This is a genomic window from Arthrobacter sp. FW306-1B-G06A (assembly GCF_058781765.1).
In genome coordinates this window covers 17,398-38,676 of sequence record NZ_JBYSXB010000042.1, presented here as the reverse complement: position 1 = coordinate 38,676, position 21,279 = coordinate 17,398, and the positions used below count along the sequence as shown (strand labels likewise).

At 64.6% G+C, this 21,279-nt stretch carries 20 protein-coding genes; 16 read left to right on the top strand and 4 right to left on the bottom strand.

Features of this window, described 5'->3' with window-relative positions:
• Positions 1-368: 368 nt before the first annotated feature.
• Positions 369-1,208, bottom strand: a complete 840-nt coding sequence (locus AC3WJM_RS18935; RefSeq protein ID WP_284988728.1) for a DUF998 domain-containing protein — start codon at positions 1,206-1,208, stop codon at positions 369-371.
• Positions 1,209-1,481: 273 nt separating this feature from the next.
• On the opposite strand from AC3WJM_RS18935, the gene AC3WJM_RS18930 reads away from it, so the two are divergent.
• From AC3WJM_RS18930 to AC3WJM_RS18915, 4 genes are all read left to right on the top strand, one after another.
• Positions 1,482-2,039 (top strand): dihydrofolate reductase family protein, encoded by a 558-nt coding sequence (locus AC3WJM_RS18930; protein WP_284988727.1) that lies wholly within the window; start codon positions 1,482-1,484, stop codon positions 2,037-2,039.
• Positions 2,040-2,103: 64 nt separating this feature from the next.
• Entirely contained in the window at positions 2,104-2,244 is a 141-nt protein-coding gene (locus AC3WJM_RS18925) for a hypothetical protein (RefSeq protein ID WP_284988726.1), read from the top strand.
• Between the two features lie 120 nt (positions 2,245-2,364).
• A complete protein-coding gene (locus tag AC3WJM_RS18920) occupies positions 2,365-3,492 on the top strand; it encodes an acyltransferase family protein (protein WP_307055371.1) in 1,128 nt (375 codons plus the stop codon).
• 220 nt (positions 3,493-3,712) lie between these two features.
• A complete protein-coding gene (locus AC3WJM_RS18915) occupies positions 3,713-6,166 on the top strand; it encodes a glycoside hydrolase family 32 protein (protein ID WP_492272643.1) in 2,454 nt (817 codons plus the stop codon).
• 150 nt (positions 6,167-6,316) lie between these two features.
• Here the strand turns inward: AC3WJM_RS18915 and AC3WJM_RS18910 are convergent, their stop codons facing one another.
• Positions 6,317-7,111 (bottom strand): carbon-nitrogen hydrolase family protein, encoded by a 795-nt coding sequence (locus AC3WJM_RS18910; RefSeq protein WP_284988723.1) that lies wholly within the window; start codon positions 7,109-7,111, stop codon positions 6,317-6,319.
• A gap of 32 nt (positions 7,112-7,143) precedes the next feature.
• On the opposite strand from AC3WJM_RS18910, the gene AC3WJM_RS18905 reads away from it, so the two are divergent.
• Positions 7,144-7,800: a GntR family transcriptional regulator gene (locus tag AC3WJM_RS18905; RefSeq protein ID WP_059388597.1), complete on the top strand. Its 657-nt coding sequence runs from the start codon at positions 7,144-7,146 to the stop codon at positions 7,798-7,800.
• A 58-nt stretch (positions 7,801-7,858) separates the two neighbouring features.
• Here the strand turns inward: AC3WJM_RS18905 and AC3WJM_RS18900 are convergent, their stop codons facing one another.
• Positions 7,859-9,247 carry an MFS transporter gene (locus AC3WJM_RS18900; RefSeq protein WP_284988722.1) on the bottom strand — a complete coding sequence of 463 codons (1,389 nt, stop codon included), beginning with the start codon at positions 9,245-9,247 and terminating at the stop codon, positions 7,859-7,861.
• Between the two features lie 147 nt (positions 9,248-9,394).
• On the opposite strand from AC3WJM_RS18900, the gene AC3WJM_RS18895 reads away from it, so the two are divergent.
• From AC3WJM_RS18895 to AC3WJM_RS18850, 10 genes are all read left to right on the top strand, one after another.
• Positions 9,395-10,081, top strand: a complete 687-nt coding sequence (locus AC3WJM_RS18895; RefSeq protein WP_284988721.1) for a DUF2848 domain-containing protein — start codon at positions 9,395-9,397, stop codon at positions 10,079-10,081.
• 114 nt (positions 10,082-10,195) lie between these two features.
• Positions 10,196-11,236 (top strand): GTP 3',8-cyclase MoaA, encoded by a 1,041-nt coding sequence (gene moaA, locus AC3WJM_RS18890; RefSeq protein WP_492272642.1) that lies wholly within the window; start codon positions 10,196-10,198, stop codon positions 11,234-11,236.
• 42 nt (positions 11,237-11,278) lie between these two features.
• Positions 11,279-12,175 (top strand): AAA family ATPase, encoded by an 897-nt coding sequence (locus AC3WJM_RS18885; protein WP_284988719.1) that lies wholly within the window; start codon positions 11,279-11,281, stop codon positions 12,173-12,175.
• A 4-nt stretch (positions 12,176-12,179) separates the two neighbouring features.
• Entirely contained in the window at positions 12,180-13,295 is a 1,116-nt protein-coding gene (locus tag AC3WJM_RS18880) for a vWA domain-containing protein (RefSeq protein ID WP_332602410.1), read from the top strand.
• On the top strand, positions 13,288-14,454 hold the full coding sequence (locus AC3WJM_RS18875) for an XdhC family protein (RefSeq protein ID WP_306963352.1): 1,167 nt from the start codon (positions 13,288-13,290) through the stop codon (positions 14,452-14,454). The genes AC3WJM_RS18880 and AC3WJM_RS18875 overlap by 8 nt, the downstream gene beginning before the upstream one ends.
• Before the next feature lie 91 nt (positions 14,455-14,545).
• A complete protein-coding gene (locus AC3WJM_RS18870; protein WP_492272641.1) occupies positions 14,546-15,058 on the top strand; it encodes a (2Fe-2S)-binding protein in 513 nt (170 codons plus the stop codon).
• On the top strand, positions 15,055-17,424 hold the full coding sequence (locus AC3WJM_RS18865; RefSeq protein WP_492272640.1) for a xanthine dehydrogenase family protein molybdopterin-binding subunit: 2,370 nt from the start codon (positions 15,055-15,057) through the stop codon (positions 17,422-17,424). Before AC3WJM_RS18870 ends, AC3WJM_RS18865 begins: the two co-directional genes overlap by 4 nt.
• On the top strand, positions 17,421-18,275 hold the full coding sequence (locus tag AC3WJM_RS18860; RefSeq protein ID WP_492272639.1) for an FAD binding domain-containing protein: 855 nt from the start codon (positions 17,421-17,423) through the stop codon (positions 18,273-18,275). Before AC3WJM_RS18865 ends, AC3WJM_RS18860 begins: the two co-directional genes overlap by 4 nt.
• Positions 18,276-18,297: 22 nt before the next feature.
• Positions 18,298-19,095, top strand: coding sequence for an SRPBCC family protein (locus tag AC3WJM_RS18855; RefSeq protein ID WP_492272638.1), 798 nt, complete (start codon positions 18,298-18,300; stop codon positions 19,093-19,095).
• Positions 19,096-19,292: 197 nt separating this feature from the next.
• Positions 19,293-19,547 (top strand): hypothetical protein, encoded by a 255-nt coding sequence (locus AC3WJM_RS18850; RefSeq protein ID WP_492272637.1) that lies wholly within the window; start codon positions 19,293-19,295, stop codon positions 19,545-19,547.
• On the opposite strand, the gene AC3WJM_RS18845 is transcribed toward AC3WJM_RS18850, so the two are convergent.
• Complete coding sequence (locus AC3WJM_RS18845; RefSeq protein WP_059388590.1) at positions 19,544-20,017, bottom strand: MarR family winged helix-turn-helix transcriptional regulator; 474 nt, start codon at positions 20,015-20,017, stop codon at positions 19,544-19,546. The two genes, AC3WJM_RS18850 and AC3WJM_RS18845, sit on opposite strands and share 4 nt — an antisense overlap.
• A gap of 211 nt (positions 20,018-20,228) precedes the next feature.
• Between AC3WJM_RS18845 and AC3WJM_RS18840 the strand changes: the two genes are divergently transcribed.
• Positions 20,229-21,116, top strand: a complete 888-nt coding sequence (locus AC3WJM_RS18840) for a methyltransferase family protein (RefSeq protein ID WP_059388589.1) — start codon at positions 20,229-20,231, stop codon at positions 21,114-21,116.
• The last annotated feature ends 163 nt before the right edge of the window (positions 21,117-21,279 follow it).

The following is a 21,279-nucleotide window of genomic DNA, read 5'->3' as shown; positions in this document are numbered from 1 at the left end:
TGCAAAGCCCACGTGGACCGCCCGCACGAGATATCGGGGCGAAGACCGCCGCATTCCAATGTTGGCCCTTCGCCTTGGAGGCAGGGCGTTTCAGGGGCTGCCGAGACCTCGCGTCAAGCGCAAAAGCCGTGGGCACTTTTTGGGCACATTTTGGGCACATCCGATGTAAAAACGGGTGATTTGAGGTAACCAAAATCCTTGAATTCTAGGGATTTTTCATGCCCTCAATGGGGCTGAAAAGGTTTCAAATCCCACCGTCACCGCCAATGAAAACCCCCGGAATTCCGGGGGTTTTCTGCATTCCGAAACTGGTCGCGCCCGCGTCGGGGATGTTGACGTGGCGGCTACGCGTGAGGCGGTAGCCTCTGCTAAATCTCGAGCACGGTCGCGTGACGCCGCCTGAACGGTGCGACAAGCCGCCCGGCCTGCCGAGGCCCCCATAGCGGCCTTGTGGCTGGTCGCGGCTGAAGGTGGCCAACGCGCTCATGATGGGCCGCGGAGCTGACCATGAAGCCAAGGATGGCCAGGCCAACAATGAACGCGTAGATGACGCCACGCTCAAAAATGCCTGAGAATTCGGTTTTACCGCCGGTGAGCAGCATCAACAATCCCGATACGCCAGCGACGATGGCCAGTCCGAAAAACCAAAGGCTTGCGTCGGTCCGCCTGAACCAGAGCACGCCGATCGAGACGAGCGTTACGAAGATACCCAACGACAGAATGACGACGGCGGGGTCGTGGATGCCAATAGTGTGGCCTGCATTTGGATAGTCTTCGGGGAAGACGCCGATGGCGAAAATAGCCAGCCCGGTAACGGCGAGCGACCAACGAATGATGGTTGTCGTCACCTTGGCAAAACCGGTGGGCTGCATCCGAATCTTGCCGTCAGTTTTGTCCCGACGTACCGCCTTGTACGCGTCATCAAGGTCGCCGGCATGTGCTGCAATCCAGAGCACCGGCGAAGTGATGAGACAGGCCGCTACCACGACGTTCACGCCGATGAAGATAAGAGCCAGATCCATCGCAGCGAAAGACGGAGAACACACGTAGCGGGCAGGGTTGCCGACGTTGTCGCAGTGCACCGCGCCGAGGTCGCTGACGTAGTTCGATGCGTAGCTGTAAGTGCCATTGCCTTTCCACCCAAGCTGAACGACCCACTCAAATACGATGAAGCTAAGCATCGCTTTTGCGGCCCATGATCCGATCATGTGCCGAGTATCCGACGTCCTTGGACGCCGCCCCAAACACCAGCCGCCGAGTAGCTCGATCCAGCTGTTCACCTTGTTCATAGCAAGGATTAAGGCGCTCGACTGGACAAAATACTAGAGGTTCCGCTACTCGAATGAAGACCTGCGCATCCTTGCACGGAATTGAGTAGAGGAGAGCCCGCTGTGTTACCCGTTAACTAGTTCAGTGAATAGCCTCCCTGGCAACGCAGTGATAGTTGAGGCATCGGTGAATGGGCGGCCTAGAATCGTCGTATGGGCCTCCTAACGTTCAGCATCAACGTCACCCTGGATGGTTGCGTCGACCATCAGGAAGGCATCGCCGACGACGAGACACACGCCTACTTCACCCGCCTGATGGACGAGGGGGGCGCAATGCTCTGGGGCCGCACCACCTACGAGATGATGGAGAGTTACTGGCCAGCGGTCGCCCGCGGCGAGGAGGACGCGCCGCCTGCGATGCGCGAGTGGGCGCTCAAGCTGGAGGCCAAGCCGAAGTACGTTGTGTCGTCGACGCGAAGCGACTTCCCGTGGAACAACAGCCACCACGTCGTGGGCGACCTGCAAACGGCGGTGCAGGATCTCAAGGATGCGACTCCCGGCGGAGTGCTCGTCGGCAGCGGCAAACTTGCAACAGCGCTGGACCAACTGGATCTGATCGACGAGTACAAGTTCCTTGTCCATCCCAGGATTGCCGGCCACGGTCCCACCCTGTACCAGGGCGGACTGCCTAGCACGCGACGCCTCGACCTGATCTCGGCGGAGCCGCTCAGCAACGGCGCGGTCGCCTTGCACTATCGACGGGCTGATTGAGGGTGGCTGCCCGTCGCCGGTGAGCTTCGGCTGAAAGACCGTGCGCTCGTTAATGTAGAACCAGATGCGTACGGTGTTACGGCCGCTCCACGGTCTCGTCATCGTCAAGCCGCTCGAGGTCGGCGCTGCCGTGTCCGGCTACGGCCGTGGCCGTCTCTTTCCAGCTGGTCAGCTCGGCCAAGGCGAGGTGCGGCTGGTTGGTTGAGAAAGAAGTCGCTTGCCCTCCTCAGATCTACTCGTGTAGATTCTGTCAAGAATGTTAGCCAGGTCACACTCAAGAAGATCACCCGAACAGTCCTGGGCATGAAATAGAAACGACCAGCCCATGAAGACCCCAACGACAGCCGTGGACCGTCCGGGCCTGGCCATACTCGGCGCCCGCACCCTGGGTAATGCCCTGGGCTCCGGACGAAACTCGCTGAACGCCCTGCGGTTGGTCTTCGCGGCAGCCGTGATCATCTCCCATTCCTGGTGGCTGGGTGGCTACGGCCCGGAACCCTCGCTTTACGGGATCAAGCTCGGGACCGCTGGCGTCATGGGCTTCTTCGCCATCTCCGGCTATCTCATCACCGTCAGTGCCGAACGCTCGGACACTGTGCTCGAGTATGCCGCAGCACGGCTCGCCCGCATCTATCCTGCCCTCGTGGTCGCGGCGCTTACTGTTGCCTTCGTGGCAGCACCGCTTGGCGCCCTCCTGACACACGGGACCTACGACCCGCGCGGAGCATTGACCTTCCTCGGCGCGGCCCTGGCACTCAGCATCGGCGTCATGGACACACCCGCCATCGGGACGTCGCTCTGGGGCAACAACGACCGCTTTGACTGGAACGGCCCCCTGTGGACCCTCACCTGGGAGGGGCTCTGCTACGTCATCATCGCCGCGATTGTGTTCCTGCTCCGCAGGATTCCGGAGAGCAGGCGAGGCACGGCCACTGCAATATTCCTGCTTTTTGCCGCATCCACGGGGGCAGTCTTCGGAAAGCTGCTTGCAGGCAGCTTCGGGCCGAATCGCACCGAATTCGTCCTCCCGCTGCTCGCGGTCTTCATGGCCGGATCCCTCCTTGCCACCCAGAGACACAAGGTCCGCGTCGGTGCGGCGCCGAGCCTCCTCGCCGCACTGGCCGTGTGGGGGGCCCTCGCCACGGGCTACGGAACAGCCCTCGCCCCGCTGCCGTTTGCCTACCTCGTCCTGTCGATCGGTTCAATCGGCAGCGCGTCCGCCATCGGGGCTCGCTACGACATCTCCTACGGGATCTACATCTACGGATGGCCCATCCAGCAGCTCCTCGCAGCCGCCCACATTCCATCCCACGTTCCCGCGCTCGGGTTTGCTGCGTTCGCTCTCGTGGCGGTCTGGCCGCTTGGTTTCTTGAGCTGCGTGGCCATTGAACAGCCAGCCCAGCGGATCCGGCGCGCCCTCATGCGCCGCCTCGCCCTCCGGGCAACCAGCTAAAATAATCCGCTTAAACGCTTGATCACGAGTCAAGTGCCAGCTATTGTTGCCGTGATTAAGCGTTTAATCAAAAATCCTTAGCTCCACCCAAGCTCCCCCGACTGCTCAACAACGCCGTGTGCAGAGGCTCGACGCAGAGCTATCGGCGGTCGAGTAGTCCTGACCGAGACCCGGAGATCTTATGGCCCACTCAGCAAGGAGGCTGTCGAAGAGGGCGAGCATGCTCGCCCTCTTCGCCGCGCTCACGATGTTTTTCACCACAACCATAGTTACCGGGGACATCCCCGGCGCAGGAGCCGTCGGCAGCGCGACCCCACCGCCAATGCGGGCCGTCTACCACATGACTCCCCCGTCAGGATGGCTGAGCGACCCTCAGCGGCCCATCTATCTCAACGGCAAGTACAACCTGTACTACCTTCACAGCAACCAGGACAACGGCCCCGGCGGATGGCGACATGCGACGTCGTCGGACACTGTGGTGTTCAACGACCAAGGCGACGCCCTCCCCCTCCAAAGCAATTTCCCCGTCTGGACCGGCTCCTCGGTGATCGATACCAACAACACCGCGGGCTTCGGGGCCGGCGCCGTCGTCGCGCTCGCCACGCGGCCCACCGACGGCGACCCGTTCCAGCAATCGCAATACCTCTGGTACTCGACCGACGGCGGGACAACCTTCACGCAGTACGGCGCACCGGTCATTGCCAACCCGGACGCCTCGGACTGGTTCCGCGACCCGAAGATCGTTTGGGACGCGGCACACTCGACCTGGGTAGCCGCGATCGGCCGCCAGCAAAAGATCACCTTCTACACCTCGCCGGATCTTAAGACGTGGACGCACCAAACCGACTTCAGCTACACCACTCCGAACATCGGCGGCGTTGAGTGCCCGGACATCTTCCAGATGAAGGCCAACGACGGTTCGTGGCATTGGGTCATGGCCGGGAGCATGCAGGGCGACTACAGCGGCAAGCCGGACACCTACGCGTACTGGACCGGAACGTGGAACGGCTCGGCGTTCGTCGCGGACCAGACGGACCCGCAGTGGCTCGACTGGGGTTCGGACTGGTACGCCTCGGTGACCTGGCCGGACGCCGCGAAGCCCGACACCTCCCGTTACGCGATCGGCTGGATGAACAACTGGCACTACGCGCCGCACACCGTGCCGACGGACTCCACGGACAACTACAACGGCCAGATGTCGGTGGTGCGTCAGCTCAGCCTCAAGTCCGAGGGCAGCGGTGTCTACAGCCTCCTATCCCAGCCGACCCCGAATCTGGCCAACTACGCCACCAAAACCGTGAAGCCCGCCAACGCGACGGTCAATGGACGGACAACCCTCGACTACCACGGCTCCGCCTACGAGCTCGATGCGGACGTCAGCTGGACCACCCTGAACAACGTCGGCATCTCCGTCGGCGAGAACAAGGACGGCAGCCGGCACACGAACATCGGTGTCTACGGGGGCAACCTCTACGTCGATCGCTCCGCGCAGGACCAAGTGCCGTATTCCTTCGGCACGTACCAGCAGTCCCAGGCGCCGCTCGCCTCGGGCACGACGTCCTTGCACCTCCGGATCCTCGTGGACCATGGCAGCGTGGAGGTCTTCGCCGACGACGGCCGGATCGCACTCTCGAACCAGGCCTTCTTCACGTCGTCGGACACGGGGATCTCCCTCTACACGATCGGCGGCAGCGCAAACTTCGCCAACCTCTCGATCACGGAATTCGCCAACATCACCGAACAGGCGAACCCCGCGGCGCCGTACGCGGACTTCGAGGGCAGCACCTATGGTTCATGGACGACGGCGGGAGCGGCCTTCGGTTCCGGGCCAGCCGCCGGGGCGCTCCCCAACCAGCAGCCCGTCACGGGCTACCTCGGGAACAAGCTCGCCAACAGTTTCAACGGCGGCGACGCAGCGACCGGAATGCTGACCTCGCCGTCGTTCACCATCGGCCACTCGTACGTCAACTTCCTCGCAGGAGGCGGGAACAACCCACGGCCGTCGGACGTCTTCGCCGACTTCGAGGGCGCGACCTGGGGTGCCGGGTGGACGGCGTCAGGCAGTTACATTGGCCAGGGCCCGACGGCGGAATCCCTCCCCAACCAGCTCGGCTCCAAGGTCCTCGATACGTACGTCGGAGGAGGTGATGCCTCCACGGGCGCGATCACGTCACCGACGTTCACGATCACGCGGGACTACATCGACTTCCTCATCGCTGGAGGAAACCACCCCTGGGGCCAGTCCGGCGCCGCGGCGGTGAACCTCCTCGTCAACGGGCAGGTAGTGCGAACGGCAACAGGCCAGAATTCATCGACGATGTCGAACGTGAACTGGGACGTCCACACGCTCGTGGGGCAGAAGGCCCAAATCCAGGTCATCGACCACGCAAGCGGATCCTGGGGCCACATCATGGTGGACCAGATCGTGTTCAGCAGCGTGCCAAACGCGGTTGGAGGTGAACCGGACAATCAGACCACGGTGAATCTTGTGGTCAACGGGCAAGTGGTCCGCACCGCGACGGGCCAGAACAGCGAACGCCTCGCCTGGACGTCGTGGAACGTCTCCGACCTCGTTGGCCAGAGCGCACAGATCCAAGTGGTCGATAACGGTACGGGAAGTTGGGGCCATATCCTGCTCGACCAAGTCACCTTCGAAGACATACCGGCCGCCTAAGTCGAACGTGGCCTGTCCGTCCTGACCTTCTTTGCCGCGCAAAAGCCTCGAAATGACGCGACTCGCCGTGTCGTAAGCGCTTTCCGAAACGAAAGAAGGTCAGGACGGCGCCGCCCTCCCTGAAAGAAGACGCCGCTACTCTCGGCGACGCTAAAGATCCCGGGCATTCGCCAGGACCGGAAGCTTGCCCCGGACTTCTTCGACGACCGACGGATCGATGTCGACGACGGCGAGTTCCGGCATTTCCCCGAGGGCCACCATCACGGCACCCAGTGGCGAGATCACGGCACTGTGCCCTATTCCCGTGGGCGCGGTGCCGGTGGTGGGCAGGCCGACGCTGGCCGGGTTGCCTTGGCCGCACGCCACCACGAAGGTGGTGCTGTCCACTGCGCGGGCCCGCACCAGCAGCTCCCACTGCTCGGCTTTGCCTTCGCCGTCGCCCCACGAGGCGCAGACGATGTTGACCTGCGCTCCTGCCCGGGCGTTGGCTGTGAAGAGGGCGGGGAAGCGCACGTCGTAGCACGTGGCAAGGCCAAACACGGTGCCGTTGAGTTCGAAGGTTACGGGTGACGTCCCGGCGTCGACCGAATCGGATTCCGCGAAACCGAAGGCATCGAAGAGGTGGATCTTGTCGTAGGAGGCGTCCACCCCTGGGCCGGTGACCAAAAGGGTGTTCCGGACCCGGCCGCCCTCACCGGGAGTGAACATTCCCACCACGACGGCGATGTTCAGCTCCCGTGCGAGGCCGCGGACCGCTGTGGCCCACGGCCCGTCCAACGGTTCGGCGATGTCCGCAAGGCTGTTGCCGAAGGCGCGCATCGCTGCTTCGGGAAAGACCACGAGTTCGGCTCCGGCGGCTTTGGCGCGGGTGGCGTATTCTCGGATCAGTTCCAGGTTGGCGGCCAGATCGGCTCCCGTGATGATTTGTGCCACGGCTAAACGCATGAATTTACTCCAAATTGTTGTATACATGATGTATGCGAAAAAGTTCGGGGACTGCGGCGTCCGGCCGCGAGAAGGCGTACGCGTACTTGCGTGAAAATATCCTGATCGACCCCGAAGTCCAGGGGAAGTTCCTGAACGAGCAGGAACTGGCCGCGGAAATCGGCGTATCGCGTACGCCGGTGCGTGAGGCGCTCCTGCTGCTCGTCTCGGACGGCTTGGTGGAACTGATTCCCCAGCGCGGGGCTTACGTTCCTCCGGTGACCGGCCGGGAAATGTCCGAATTGATGGAACTGCGCGGGATCCTTGAAAGCCACGCCGCCGGGCTGGTCATCGAGCAAGGCCGGGTTCCCGCCCGGACGATGCAGGAAACCCTTGACCAGCAGGCAAAGCTTCCCGAGGAACTGAGCCCGGAAGCGGCCCGTGAGTTTATACGCCTGGACACCCTGTTCCACCAGCAGCTCATCGACGCGGCCGGCAACGAGCTCATCTCCCGGACGTACAGCAAGCTCCACGTCCGGCAGATTCTGGTAGGCGTCTCCGCGCTGTTCCGTACCGGAGGCCGGCGCGAACAGGTATGCGCCGAACACCAGGACATTCTCGACGCCCTGATGTCCGGCGACGCGGCGAAGGCCCAGAAGGCCATCGACCATCACCTGGCGGTGACCCGGGACATCCTGCTGCGCACCTGAGGAATCTTCTGTCCGCCCAGCGCAGCTTGTCAGGATTTTCGAAGGCATGACGTGAGCGTCAGCGCGTTTCCGCGACGGCGGACCGTTGGCTTGCCGCGGAACCTTCCAGCAGCAGGCGATAGTCCTCGTCCTCCACGGTGTTGGAGTCCCGGCCGAGCGCCAACCCCACGGCGGTCACGACGGCGGCCACGGCCACATAGATGGCAACCGGAATCCAGGTGCCGAACTGGGACAGCAACAGCGTGAACATCAAGGGTGCGATGGCGCCCCCGATCACGCCTGCGAACGTATAGGCCAACGAACTTCCGGTGGACCGAAGTCGCGGAGAGAACTGTTCCACGATGAAGGCTGCCTGCGGTCCGTACATGAAGGAGTGCGCCATGAGGCCCAGGACGATTCCCGCGATCAGCAACGGCTCGCTGTGTCCGCCGAGGATTCCGAAGAAGACGAAAGTCCAGACGGCCCCGACCACCGCCGCGATCCCGTAGACGAGTCGCCGGTTGAAGCGGTCGGAGACGGCCCCGGCCAACGGGATCATGAACAGTTGGAATGCCGAACCGATCAACACGGCAGTGAGGACCTGGCTGCGGTCGTAACCAAGCGTCTGGATCCCGTAGCTCAGGGTGAAGACGGTGAACAGGGCATAGAGCACGTCCGGGCCAACCCTGCACAGGGTGGCAGCGACGAGCGGACGGAGTTCCTTGCTGAAGACTTCGCGGACCGGAGCGTTGGGCTGCTCACCGTGCGCCTCGATGGCCTTGAAGATCGGGGTATCTTCAAGCTTCAACCGGATCCAAAGACCGAAGCCCACCAACACGGCCGAAACCAGGAAAGCGATGCGCCAGCCGAAGCTGATGAACTGCGCTTCGCTGAGGGTGACGGTCAGGACGGCCAAGATGCCGTTGGCCAGAAGGTTGCCGGCCGGCGGTCCGACTTGGGCCGCGGAAGCCCAGAAGCCGCGCCGATGGGGATCGCCGTATTCGCTGGAGAGCAGCACTGCCCCGCCCCATTCGCCGCCGACACCCACGCCTTGGGCGAAGCGCAGCAACACCAGGATGATCGGGGCCGAGATGCCGATGCTGCCGTAGCCAGGCAGCACCCCGATCAGCACAGTGGCGACGCCGATGATCATCAGCGTCGTCACGAGGACCTTCTTGCGGCCGATGCGGTCACCGAGCCGGCCGAAAATGATGCCGCCCACAGGACGGGAGACATAGCCCACCGCGTAGGTCGAGAATGCCAGGATGGTCCCGGTCAAGGGATCCGACGACGGGAAAAAGACGAGGGGGAATACGACGGCGGCCGCGGCGGAGTAGACGGCAAAGTCGTACCACTCGAGCGCGGTGCCGGTGAGGCTTGCCGCAAAGGCCTTGTACAGGCCTTTGGGATGCATCGGCTTTCCGGGACGCGGCGCTGCGCCGGAAGCCGGAACTGGAACATTGGCCATGGGTTTCCTCCACGAGAAGTTTACGGTGACGCCTGCCACACTGGCGTTAAATGTATACATTACGCATACTGGATGTACATTGGCGACTGTTTCCGGTTTCCGATCTGAAAAATTTCTCCAGCAGGACACGCAAAGGATGGACAGAAAATGACGACTCTGAGCTTTGAACTTCCCGATGGCACCACGCGGAATGTCCAGGTCAAGCACCTCCTGAACGCCGGCTACGCAGGGCGCGAGCAGGAAGAAGTGCAGGCCCACATCGCCGAACTGGCCGAACTTGGCGTTCCCGGCCCCACAACCACGCCAGCGCTGTACCCGGTGTCGCCTTACCTGGCCCAGCAGGTTTCGGAAGTCCGCGTCCAGCACGGCCGGACCTCGGGCGAAGCGGAATGGGCGCTCGTGATCACCGATGGGGACGTCCTCCTGACCGTGGCGTGCGACCACACGGACCGTGAGCTCGAGGTCCACGGCGTGGCGTGGAGCAAGAACGCGAGCCCGGACGTCTTGGGACGCAAAGCATGGCGCCTGGATGATGTTCGCGACCATTTGGACAAGATCACGCTCAAGGGCTGGGTGGGCGACGGCGAAACTCCGGACACCCTGATCCAGGACAGTTCGCTGGAGGCCCTCCTCAGCCCGGACTACTGGCTGGCGGTGCTCGCAGAACGCGGCCTGAACCAGCCCGGCACCGTCCTCATTTCAGGCACAGTGGCAATGAAACAGGGGGTCGACCAGTTTGCCCGCAGCTGGAGAGTGGAAATGACCGATCCGGTGACCGGCACGTCGGTGGACGCCCAGTATGTCGTGGAGAAGATGGCAGAGCCCATCGGCTGAGGCCGCCTCCGCCGCCGTTCGCCCGACCGCGGTCCATTGTGGCCGCCCGGGACCGGGCATACTCTGGGAGAGGCACAAGCGGTTGGCACTACTACCGCGTTGAGAGGGCGCTGTATGGACGCCAATTCCATCACCGACACCTTCCACCGGCCCCTGCGGGACCTGCGGATTTCCGTCACGGACCGGTGCAATTTCCGGTGCGTCTACTGCATGCCCAAGGAAATCTTCGGGCGGGATTTCGTTTTCATGCCCCGGGACCAGCTGCTGACGTTTGAGGAAATCACCAGGCTGGCGTCGATCGCGGTGGGACACGGTGTGCGGAAGATCCGGCTGACCGGCGGTGAACCCCTGTTGCGGAAGGACATCGAGGAACTGGTCCGGATGCTGGCCCGCTTGCGCACTCCCGACGGGCTGGCACCGGACCTGGCGATGACCACGAACGGCTCGGTCCTGGCGCAGAAGGCGCAAGCCCTCAAGGATGCGGGGCTCAACCGGGTGACGGTCTCGCTGGACTCCCTCCGGGAGGAGACCTTCCAGGCCATGAACGACGTCGGCTATCCCGTGGCGAAGGTCCTGCATGCCGCAGACGTTGCCCAGGCCGCGGGTCTCGGGCCCGTGAAGATCAACATGGTGGTCAAGCGGGGGACGAACGATCAGGACATTCTTCCCATGGCTCGCCACTTCAAAGGGTCCGGGTTCATTCTGCGGTTCATCGAGTACATGGACGTGGGTGCGTCCAACGGCTGGAAAATGGATGAGGTGGTTGCCTCAGCCGAGATCCTGGCCCGCATCGGCGCGGTGTTCCCGCTGGAGCCCGTGGCGCCGAACTACCCCGGCGAAACCTCGGATCGCTGGCGCTACGCGGACGGCAGCGGCGAAATCGGGGTCATTTCCAGCGTGACCCAAGCCTTCTGCCGCGGCTGCACGCGGGCCCGGCTCTCCGCCGACGGGAAGCTGTTCACGTGCCTCTTCGCCACGGCGGGCACGGACTTGAGGGCACTCCTGAGAGGCGGGGCGTCCGACGTCGAGCTTTCGACGGCGTTGTCCGCCCTGTGGGGCGGCCGCGCGGACCGCTATTCGGAACTGCGCAGCTCGCACACGCCTCAAGACCCCGCAGCGGCACACAAGATCGAGATGTCGTACATCGGCGGGTAGCCCACCAGACCGGAGCCCTGCCGGTGACCCTATGCTGGTGCCATGACGCAGACGTCGATCAGCTCCGCCACAGCGCTGGCCGAAATGCTGGCCGCCACCGGCTACCTCGCCGACGATGGCCTGGCCACCATTGGCTACCTCGCCCTGAGCATGGAACGGCCGCTGCTTCTGGAGGGCGAACCGGGCACCGGCAAGACCTCCCTCGCGGAGGCCCTGGCGGAAGGGTTCGGGCTGCCGCTGATCCGATTGCAGTGCTATGAGGGAATCGACGCCTCGCAGGCGCTGTATGACTGGGACTTCACCGCCCAGATCCTGCATCTGCGCAGCGTGGAGGCCAGCGGCGGAGCGGGAATGGACGCGCGGCTGAGCGTGGCCGAACTGGAAAGTTCGCTTTACGACAAACGGTTCCTGCTCGCGCGTCCCATCCTCAAAGCGCTGCAGCAAAGCCCGGCGGTGCTGCTGATCGACGAAATCGACCGGGCCGACGACGAGTTCGAGGCGTTCCTGCTGGAGGTGCTCTCCACTTATCAGGTCTCCATCCCCGAGTTCGGCACGGTCAAAGCCGAAACCCCGCCGATCGTGGTGCTCACCTCCAACCGGACGCGCGATCTGCACGATGCGCTCAAACGCCGCTGCCTCTACCACTGGATCGACCACCCCGGGCTGGCCCGAGAAGTGGAGATTGTGCGCACCCGGCTCCCCCAAGTGCCCGCGCTCCTGGCCGAGCAGGTGGTGCGCGCGGTCCAGCAGATCCGGGTCACCGACGACGTACTGAAGCCTCCCGGCGTCGCCGAGACCTTGGACTGGGCGCGTGCCTTGCACCAGCTCGGCCGGGCCGAGCTTGACCTGGCTTCGGCTGCGGCCAGCATCGGCGCGCTGTGCAAGTACCGCGAGGACACCGAGCGCGTCTCGGCGGCCCTGGCCCGGATGCTCGGCTGAGCCCATGCCAACGGCAGGACAAAGCCCCGAACACAGCGCCGAAGAGATCCTCCTTGCCTTCGCTGCAGCCGTGCGTGCGGCCGGCGTGAAAGTGACCGCGGACCGCTCGCTCAGCTTCGTCGACGCCGTCGGCAGGCTCAAGTTGGACCGCCGTTCGGACGTGTTCTGGGCCGGCCGCGCGACGCTATGCGCCTCGCCGGAGGACTTGCCCGCCTACCAGCGGACGTTTGAGGCCTGGTTTGCCGTGGAACACTCCGCCGCCCAACGCCTGGAAAACTCCGCGACATCCGTGAGCGCTGCCACTTTGGATGACGACGACGGCGGCCCGGAAGGTAGGAGGGAACAGTTGCGGGCACTCGCCAGCCGCCGGGAGTTGCTTCGGCACCGCGATGTGGCCGTATTGGACGACGAGGAACGGGCCTTGCTGCACCGGATGTTCGAGGAGCTGCCGGTGCGCCTGCCCACCCGGCAGACCCGGCGCAAGCACCTCGACCGGCACGGCGACGTGGACCGGGTGCGGACCCTGCGCGACCAGCTGCGCCGCGGCGGGGAACCGGGGCCGCTGCGCCGCGCCCGGGCTCCCCGCAAAAACCGCCGGGTGGTCTGGCTGATCGACGTTTCGGGCTCCATGGCACCGTACGCGGACAGCCTGCTTCGCTTGGCCCACCGGGTAGTGGAAGCCGCCCCGCGCCAAGTGGAGGTGTTCACGCTGGGCACCCGCCTGACCCGCGTGACTGCCGCACTGAGGGTGCCGGACCCGGACAATGCCTTGGCCCTCGCCGGCCGCACAGTCCCCGACTGGTCCGGCGGTACCCGGCTCGGAGAAGTGCTCCGGGCGTTCAACGACCGGTGGGGGCAGCGCGTGATGGTGCGGGGCGCCGTCGTCGTGATTGCCAGCGACGGCTGGGAGCGCGGCGACCCCGCACTGCTGGGACGCCAAGCCGAGCGGCTGCACCATCTGGCGAGGCGGATCATTTGGTCCAATCCGCACCGCGGCAAGGCGGGGTACGAGCCGCTGCAGCGGGGAATCAGGGCGGTGCTGCCGCACGTTGACTTCTTTATAGGGGGGCACTCAATGCAGAGTTTCGAGGAGTTGTTGGACGTGGTTGCCAATGCGTGAGGTCTTGGACGATCTGGTCGCCGCCATGGCGGCCGGCCACACAGTAGGACTCGGAACGGTGGTGCGCACCTTCCGCTCCGCACCGCGGCCGGCCGGTGCCGCCATGATGGTCGACGCCGACGGCAGTGCGGTGGGCTCGGTGTCCGGCGGGTGCGTCGAAGGAGCGCTTTATGAACTGGCCACCAAGGTGGTCGAGTCCGGCAAGCCGGTGCTGCAGCGCTACGGCATCAGTGACGATGCCGCGTTCGAGGTCGGCCTCACCTGCGGCGGGATCCTGGACATTTTTGTGGAGCCGGTCTCCACTGAGAACTTCCCGGAACTGGCCCAGGTAGCGGACGACGTCGGTGCGGGCCGGCCGGTTGCGATCGTCACCGTGATCGAACACCCCGATCCGGCGTGGCTGGGCCGCCACCTGGTGGTCCGCCCAGAGGGGTTCGTGGGTTCCCTCGGCAGCGAGCGTGCCGACCATGCGGTATCCGATGACGTCCAGGGCCTGCTGGCCGCGGGCCGCAACGCCACGCTCATGTACGGACCGGACGGGCAGCGGCGCGGCGAGGGCATGCGCGTGTTCGCCCTCAGTTTCGCCCCGCAGCCGCGGATGCTGGTGTTCGGCGCGATCGACTTCGCCGCCGCCGTCGCCAAGCAAGGCACCTTCCTGGGCTACCGGGTCACGGTCTGCGACGCACGCGCGGTTTTCGCGACGGCTGCCCGGTTCCCGCAGGCGGACGAGGTAGTGGTGGAATGGCCGCACCGCTACCTGCAGGCGCAGATCGCTGCCGGCCAAGTGGACGAGCGCACCGTGATCTGTGTGCTCACACATGATCCGAAATTCGACGTGCCGCTCCTTGAGTTGGCACTGCGCCACAACGTGGCCTACGTGGGCGCGATGGGATCCCGGCGCACGCACCACGACCGATTGGAACGGCTGCGCGAAGCCGGCCTGAGCGAGGCCGAATTGGCCAGGCTCTCCAGCCCGATCGGCCTGGACCTGGGATCCCGCACCCCGGAGGAAACGGCCGTCTCCATCGCCGCCGAAATCATTGCCTTGCACTGGGGTGGCGGCGGCGGAAGATTGAGCACCATGGAGGCTCGGATCCACCACGAACCCACGGTTGAAGCGGACCACGAGGATGCGGGGTACGAACTCAAGCCGGGCTAGGGCGCTCACCCCTTCCGAGGAGTAACCTGTGTCACATCAGGACTGGATGCCGGGCAGTTGTGCCCGTCGTCCAACGCGACAGGAGATCCCAATGGCGAGTTCCAAGACGATCACCGTCGAAGTCGATGATGTGAGCTACACAGACGATGTCGAGCCACGATTGCTGCTGGTCCAGTACCTGCGCGAACGGCTTGGCAAGACCGGCACATTGATCGGCTGCGACACTACCAACTGCGGCGCCTGCACCGTCCATCTGAACGGAGTCAGCGTCAAATCCTGCACCATGTTCGCGGTTCAGGCAGACGGCCACAGCGTCACCACCATCGAAGGCCTGGCCCGGGACGGCAAGCTCGCCCCGCTGCAGCAAGCCTTCCACCAATGCCATGCGCTGCAATGCGGCTTCTGCACGCCCGGCATGATCATGCAATCGGCATCCCTTCTCGCCGAAAACCCGCACCCCACCGAGCAGGAAATCCGGGACGGCCTCGAAGGAAACCTTTGCCGGTGCACCGGGTACCAGAACATAGTTGCCGCGGTACAGGCAGCCGCTGACGGTACGGTTTCCGCGGACAGCGACGAATCAGAAACGGCAGGTGTGGCATGACCATCGCCGAAATCGGCAGGCCCCGCCTCCGCAAAGAAGACGCGCACCTCATCACGGGGCGCTCCAGGTACACGGACAACATGACGTTGCCCGGCATGCTCCATTTGGCCATGGTCCGCAGTCCGTTCGCCCACGCCAGGATCACCTCGATCGACACCTCAGCCGCGAAGTCCTCACCCGGCGTCGTCGCCGTGTTCACCGGAGCCGATCTGGCCGCGGAACAGGGCAGCCTGCCCAACGTCTGGCCCGTCACCGCCGACCAGAAGGCGCCCGCGTTCCCGTCGATCGCCGTCGACGAGGTGGCCTTTGCCGGCGAGGTAGTTGCCTGCATCGTTGCCCGCAGCGCCGCAGCGGCGCGGGACGCCGTCGAACTCGTGGACGTCAGCTACGACCAACTTCCGGTGGTCCTGGATCTGGAGGAAGCATTCACCGACAAGGTGCTGGCCCACTCCAACTTGGACTCCAATCTCTCGGCGACCTGGGTGTTTGACTCGGGCGAAGCCGGCACCGGCAAGCCGATCGCCGAGGCGTTGGCGAACGCCGAAGTCCTCATCGAACGCACCTTTTATCAGCAACGCCTCATCCCGGCCTTCATGGAACCGCGCTCGATCGTGGTTGACCCGACGAGTGAGCAAATCACCATGTGGTCGTCCACGCAGATACCCCATATCCTGCGGCTGATCCTGGCATTGACGCTCGGGCTCCCGGAAAGCAAGCTCCGCGTGATCGCCCCCGACGTGGGCGGCGGCTTTGGCGGAAAGCTGACGGTGATCCCCGAGGAGTTCATCACCCTCATGGCAGCCCGGCGGGTCGGCAAACCCTGCAAATACACCGAAACCCGCAGCGAGTCCCTGCAGTCCGGGCATCACGGCCGGGCCCAAGTGCAGAAGGTGAAGCTCGCGGCGACGAAGGACGGGATTGTCACAGGGCTGGACATCCAGCTGCTGGCGGACATGGGAGCCTACCTCGGCATTATCGGCTCGGGCATCCCGATCCTGGGCGCGTTCATGTACAACGCCATCTACAAATTCCCGGCGTACCGACTGGAATGCAACAACCTCTTCACCAACAAGGCGTGGACGGGCGCTTACCGGGGCGCAGGCCGGCCGGAAGCAACCTTCGCTATCGAGCGCTTGATGGATGAGCTCGCCGTCGAACTGGGCATGGACCCCCTGGAACTGCGCAAAAAGAACTGGATCACCCACGAGGAATTCCCCTTCACCACCGTCACTGGACTCGAATACGACAGCGGCAACTACGAGGCGGCCACGGCGAAGGCCCTGGAACTCTTTGGCTACGACGAACTCCGGGCAGAGCAGGCCAGGCGCCGCGAAGCCAACGATCCCGTCCAACTCGGCATCGGCATCTCCACGTTCACCGAAATGTGCGGCCTGGCTCCATCCCGGGTGCTTGGCGCGCTCAGTTACGCGGCCGGCGGCTGGGAGCACGCCCAGGTGCGGGTGCTGCCCACCGGCAACGTCGAGGTAGTCACGGGCACTTCCCCCCACGGCCAGGGCCACGAAACCGCGTGGAGCCAGCTCGTGGCGGACAGGCTCGGCGTGCCGTTCGAAAATGTCGAAGTGCTGCATGGTGATACACAGGTCTCCCAGCGGGGCCTGGACACCTACGGCTCCCGCTCGCTGACCGTCGGTGGTATGGCGGTGCTGGCCGCTGCGGACAAGGTGATCGAGAAGGCCAAGGTCCTGGCAGCGCACATGATGGAGGCCAGCGAGGAGGACATCGAGTTCATGGACGGCAAGTTCAGCGTCAAGGGCACTGATCAGTCCACTGCCTTCGGTGAAGTCGCCTTCGCCGCCTTCTCGGCGCACAACCTGCCGGAAGGGTTTGAGCCCAATCTGGATTCGGATGCCACCTTCGACCCGCAGAGCTTCTCCTTCCCGCACGGCACCCATCTGGCCGCCATGGAAGTGGACACCGAGACCGGGCAGGTCAGCATCCGCAAGTACGTTTGCGTGGACGACGTTGGGGTGGTGGTCAATCCGCTGATTGTGGAGGGCCAGGTCCACGGCGGCCTGGCGCAGGGAATCGCTCAGGCCCTTTATGAGGAGGCCGTGCACGACGACGCCGGGACCCTGGTCACGGGCTCGTTCGTGGACTACCTCGTGCCCGGCGCGCCCGACCTGCCGCACTTCACGACGGCGCGCACGGAGACGCCGTCCACCACCAACCAGTTGGGGGCCAAGGGAGTCGGCGAGGCAGGAACCATCGCCTCGACGCCCGCCATTGTCAACGGCGTACTGGACGCGATTCGGCACCTTGGCGTGAAGGACATCAAGATGCCATGCACGCCGGCGCGTGTGTGGGCCGCCCTTGAAGAAGCCAAGACCACGGGAGGTGTGCAATGATTCCGAGCGCATTCGATTACGCCGCTCCGGCCACGGTGGCGGAGGCGTTGAGCGTGTTGGCCGACGCCGGCGACGACGTGAAGCTGTTGGCCGGGGGTCAAAGCCTGATCCCCGTGATGAAACTGCGCCTTGCCGACCCCGCGATGGTGGTCGATTTGGGCCGGATCGGCGAGTTGTCCGGGGTCCGCGACGACGGCGACGCCCTGCTGATCGGAGCCATGACAACGCACCACCAGATCGCCACGGACCCGTTTATTGCCGAGCACGTGCCGTTGCTGGCCAAGGCAGCTGCGACGGTCGCGGATCCCCAGGTCCGCCACCGCGGCACGTTCGGCGGCGCCCTGGTTCACGCCGACCCGGCGGGCGACATGCCCGCACCGGTGCTGGCCGCGGACGCCGCGTTCATCCTGGCAGGTCCGGAGGGGGAGCGCCGGGTGGCAGCGGCGGACTTCTTCCAGGGGTACTTCACTACCGCCGTCGACGACGGCGAGATCCTCACCCATATCCGGGTCCCGAAGTACACCGGCTGGGGTGCGCACTACGAGAAATTCACCAGGGTGGCCCAACAATGGTCCATCGTGGCGGTTGCCGTGATGGTCCGGGTGGAAGGCGGCACGATCGCCGAGGCCAGGATCGGCTTGACCAACATGGCCAGCACCCCGTTGCGGGCGACCGCCGTCGAGCAGGCACTCGTGGGCGCCGCCGCGACCCGGGAAGCGATCGCCTCGGCGAGCGCACACGCTGCCGAGGGGACCGATCCCGCGAGCGACCTCAACGGGGACGCGGCCTACCGCCGCCACCTGGCCGGGGTCCTCACCAAACGGGCCGTCATCGTGGCCGCCGGGCTCTAGCGGAACACGGACAGGAGGCGACGTGGAACTCAAACATCACTTCGTGGTTCCCAGTTCGTTGGAGGACACCTGGTATTCCTTCAACCAACTGGAAGACATCGCGCCCTGTTTCCCCGGGGCGACCCTCACGTCCGTGAGCGGCGAGCAGTTCACCGGAACGGTCAAGGTCAAGCTCGGGCCGATCGCCATGATCTACACGGGCACCGGTGAATTCCTCGAGCGCAACCAAGAGACGCACACCGTTGTCATTTCGGCGACGGGCAAGGACAAGCGGGGCAACGGCACTGCGGGCGCCACGGTAACGGCAGTGCTGACGCCCGACGGCGACGGCACCTCCGTGGACGTGACCACCGATATGAACGTCACCGGAAAACCCGCCCAATTCGGCCGGGGCGTCATCCAGGACATCTCGGACAAGTTGCTGGAGCAGTTTGTCCAGTGCGTGATCGGGAAGGCTCGCGGCGGGGCTCCTAGCGATACCGGGCCCGACGCCGGAAGCGCGGCTGCGTCGGCAGGGTCCGGGACGGCTACCGGCGAGGTAGCGCAGCCCGGGGAGCCCGCGGCTGGAGCAGCCGCCGGGCCCGCCGCCGTCGGGCCCGCTGCGGGTTCTGCAGCGCAGGTGGTTGAGCCGCCGGCGGCGCCTGTGCCTGCGGCCGCGGCTGCACCCGCACCTCGGTCCGCGCCCCTCGCGTCGTCGTCGGAATTGGATCTGGGCTCGGCCGTGTGGCCGGTGCTGGTGCGTCGTTTCGGGCCCGTGCTTTGCGCCGCCGCCGTCGTGGTTCTGGTGGCTTGGCTTGTTCGGCGACGGGGAAGGAACTGAACGCCCCACTTAGGCATTGTTGCTGGTGGTTTCCGGCCGCGCGGCGCGCTTGCCGCGCGGCTCCACGTGTCGATATCATCAGGGTGGGTTATGCAGCGGCCCTAGGAACTCTTTCCATGGAGCGACCTCATGACCCGCCCGACTCCCCTCTCTTCCAAGACTCTTTACGTAGCTGCTCCCATGCTTGGAGCCGCGCTGTGAACGCATTACTCACCTCATGCCTGGAAGGCGAACTGGACCCGGTCCAGGGGCTTGCGAAGCTGTCCGTTGCGGAGCTCAACTTTTTGGCCGACGCCCTTTTCAGGCTGCTCGACGTCGGGAAGCCCGAGTTCGGGGTCAAGTCCTGGTACGACGCGGTCCTGGATGAGTTGGCTGCCCGCGGTGAGCGTTCCACGCGCGGCGAGGTTCCTGCGCCCGGTGAGCAGGGCGCCGTCGACGTTTCCTCGGACTAGTCTTCCAGTGCCGCGGAGGCAAGAGGGGCGCTAGCGCTGTCTCCTTCTGGTGCTTGCCGGCCTGCCAGTTCGCGCACGACTGTTTTCAGTTCCTGCCGGAACATCGACGTATCGATCGATACCTGGGCAAGAACCTGCCGTTCCGATTCCGCTGCCCGCTCAAGTGCGTCCCTGCCGGCATCGGTCAGCGAAACGACGTGTACCCGGCGGTCCTCGGAACTTCGACGGCGGCTAACGTGCCCGTGTGACTCCAGCCTGCTGAGGGTCTGCCCCATGGTTTGGGCCTGCACACGCACGATCTGGGCGAGCGTGGTCTGGGTGATGGGGCCAGTGGCTGCAAGAACCTCCAGCGCGATGACGCCGGCGTGGGTGAGGCCGATCGCCCTCAGATTCTCGTCCCAAGCGTGTTCCACCAACCGGGCCGCTGTAGACAGCAACCTTCCGGTGGGCCAACGCTCGATGTCCGGCATATGTCCCATTGTAGCGGTGAGGGGATTTTGGGGGGGGTTGAACGGGTTAACTAGTCCTGCGGGGGACTCGTGTGAAGACGGACGCAGCGTTCGAATTCGGTAGGCTGAGCCAAAATTGTCTGGGATTGGGGCTACGCATGTTTGGGCTGAGCGGGTGTCGCCCTTGATTCGGCGGGGCGGAGCTATTTGGTGGGGCAGGGCATATTTCGCCATGCAGGCGATTGCCGGTTTCTTGTGGTGGGCCGCGGTTTTCCTGTCGCCGGTGGTGCGCGAGGCGACCCTCGGTAACCTCGACCCGGTTGCGGTTGCTGTCTTCGACATTCCTTTATTCGTCGTGGCGTCGGCCGTGGCGTCTTTTGGCGTAAAGGCTGCCGCGCTGGTGAGTGCCGGCTGGACGGGCGCCGTTGCCGTCGCACTGGCGGTTTACGCCACTGTCACAACCGAAGCGGGCTGGGGCGTACTCGGCATGGGCGCTGCGAGCGCGGGCTCGCTGATCTCGCTCTGCCTAGTCTTGCTGGGACACGTGCCGACCGCGTGGATCATCCGCGGTCCGTTCGCATTCCGTCCCGCAATCCCCCGCGCGACCGCCGCCGCCCACGTGGCCTCAACATTTGGGCAAATTGTCCTGTTCTGGGGGTTCTTCCTGGCGGTGATTCCGTTCGCAGTTGCCTTTCTCGAACAGCGCTGGGCGGTGGTTCTCCCGTTTCCGTCGTTTGCCGCTCCTGTGGGTGTCGCCGTTCTGGTACTAGCCAGCGCCCTTGGTATCTCGGCGGCCGTGGCGATGTCGACGTTGGGCAATGGCACCCCGCTGCCGTCGGCAATGCCCAATCATCTGGTCATCGCGGGTCCGTATCGCTGGATCCGGAATCCAATGGCGGCCGCAGGCATTCTCCAGGGCGCGGCAGTTGGCGTCATCCTACAGTCATGGCTGGTAGTGGCCTACGCCGTCGTGGGCTCGCTGGTGTGGAATTACGTTGTCAGGCCGCTTGAGGAATCTGACCTGGAAGAACGGTTCGGCGAAGAATTCCGTCAATACCGCGATGCCGTGCGCTGCTGGGTACCGCGGATGTCGGGGGCTTCGCGCACTCAGGAACGATGAGTGCACACCCATGTCCCTTCGAAGGTTGTCGTTCCTCAGTCTCGCTCGCTCGGACCGAGAGCTACAGCCCAATATTGTCTCGCAATAACCCTTTTATTGTGAGACAATATTAAAATGGGGATCAGGTGGGCGGACAGCGCAAACAAACATGGAATTGCCCGCG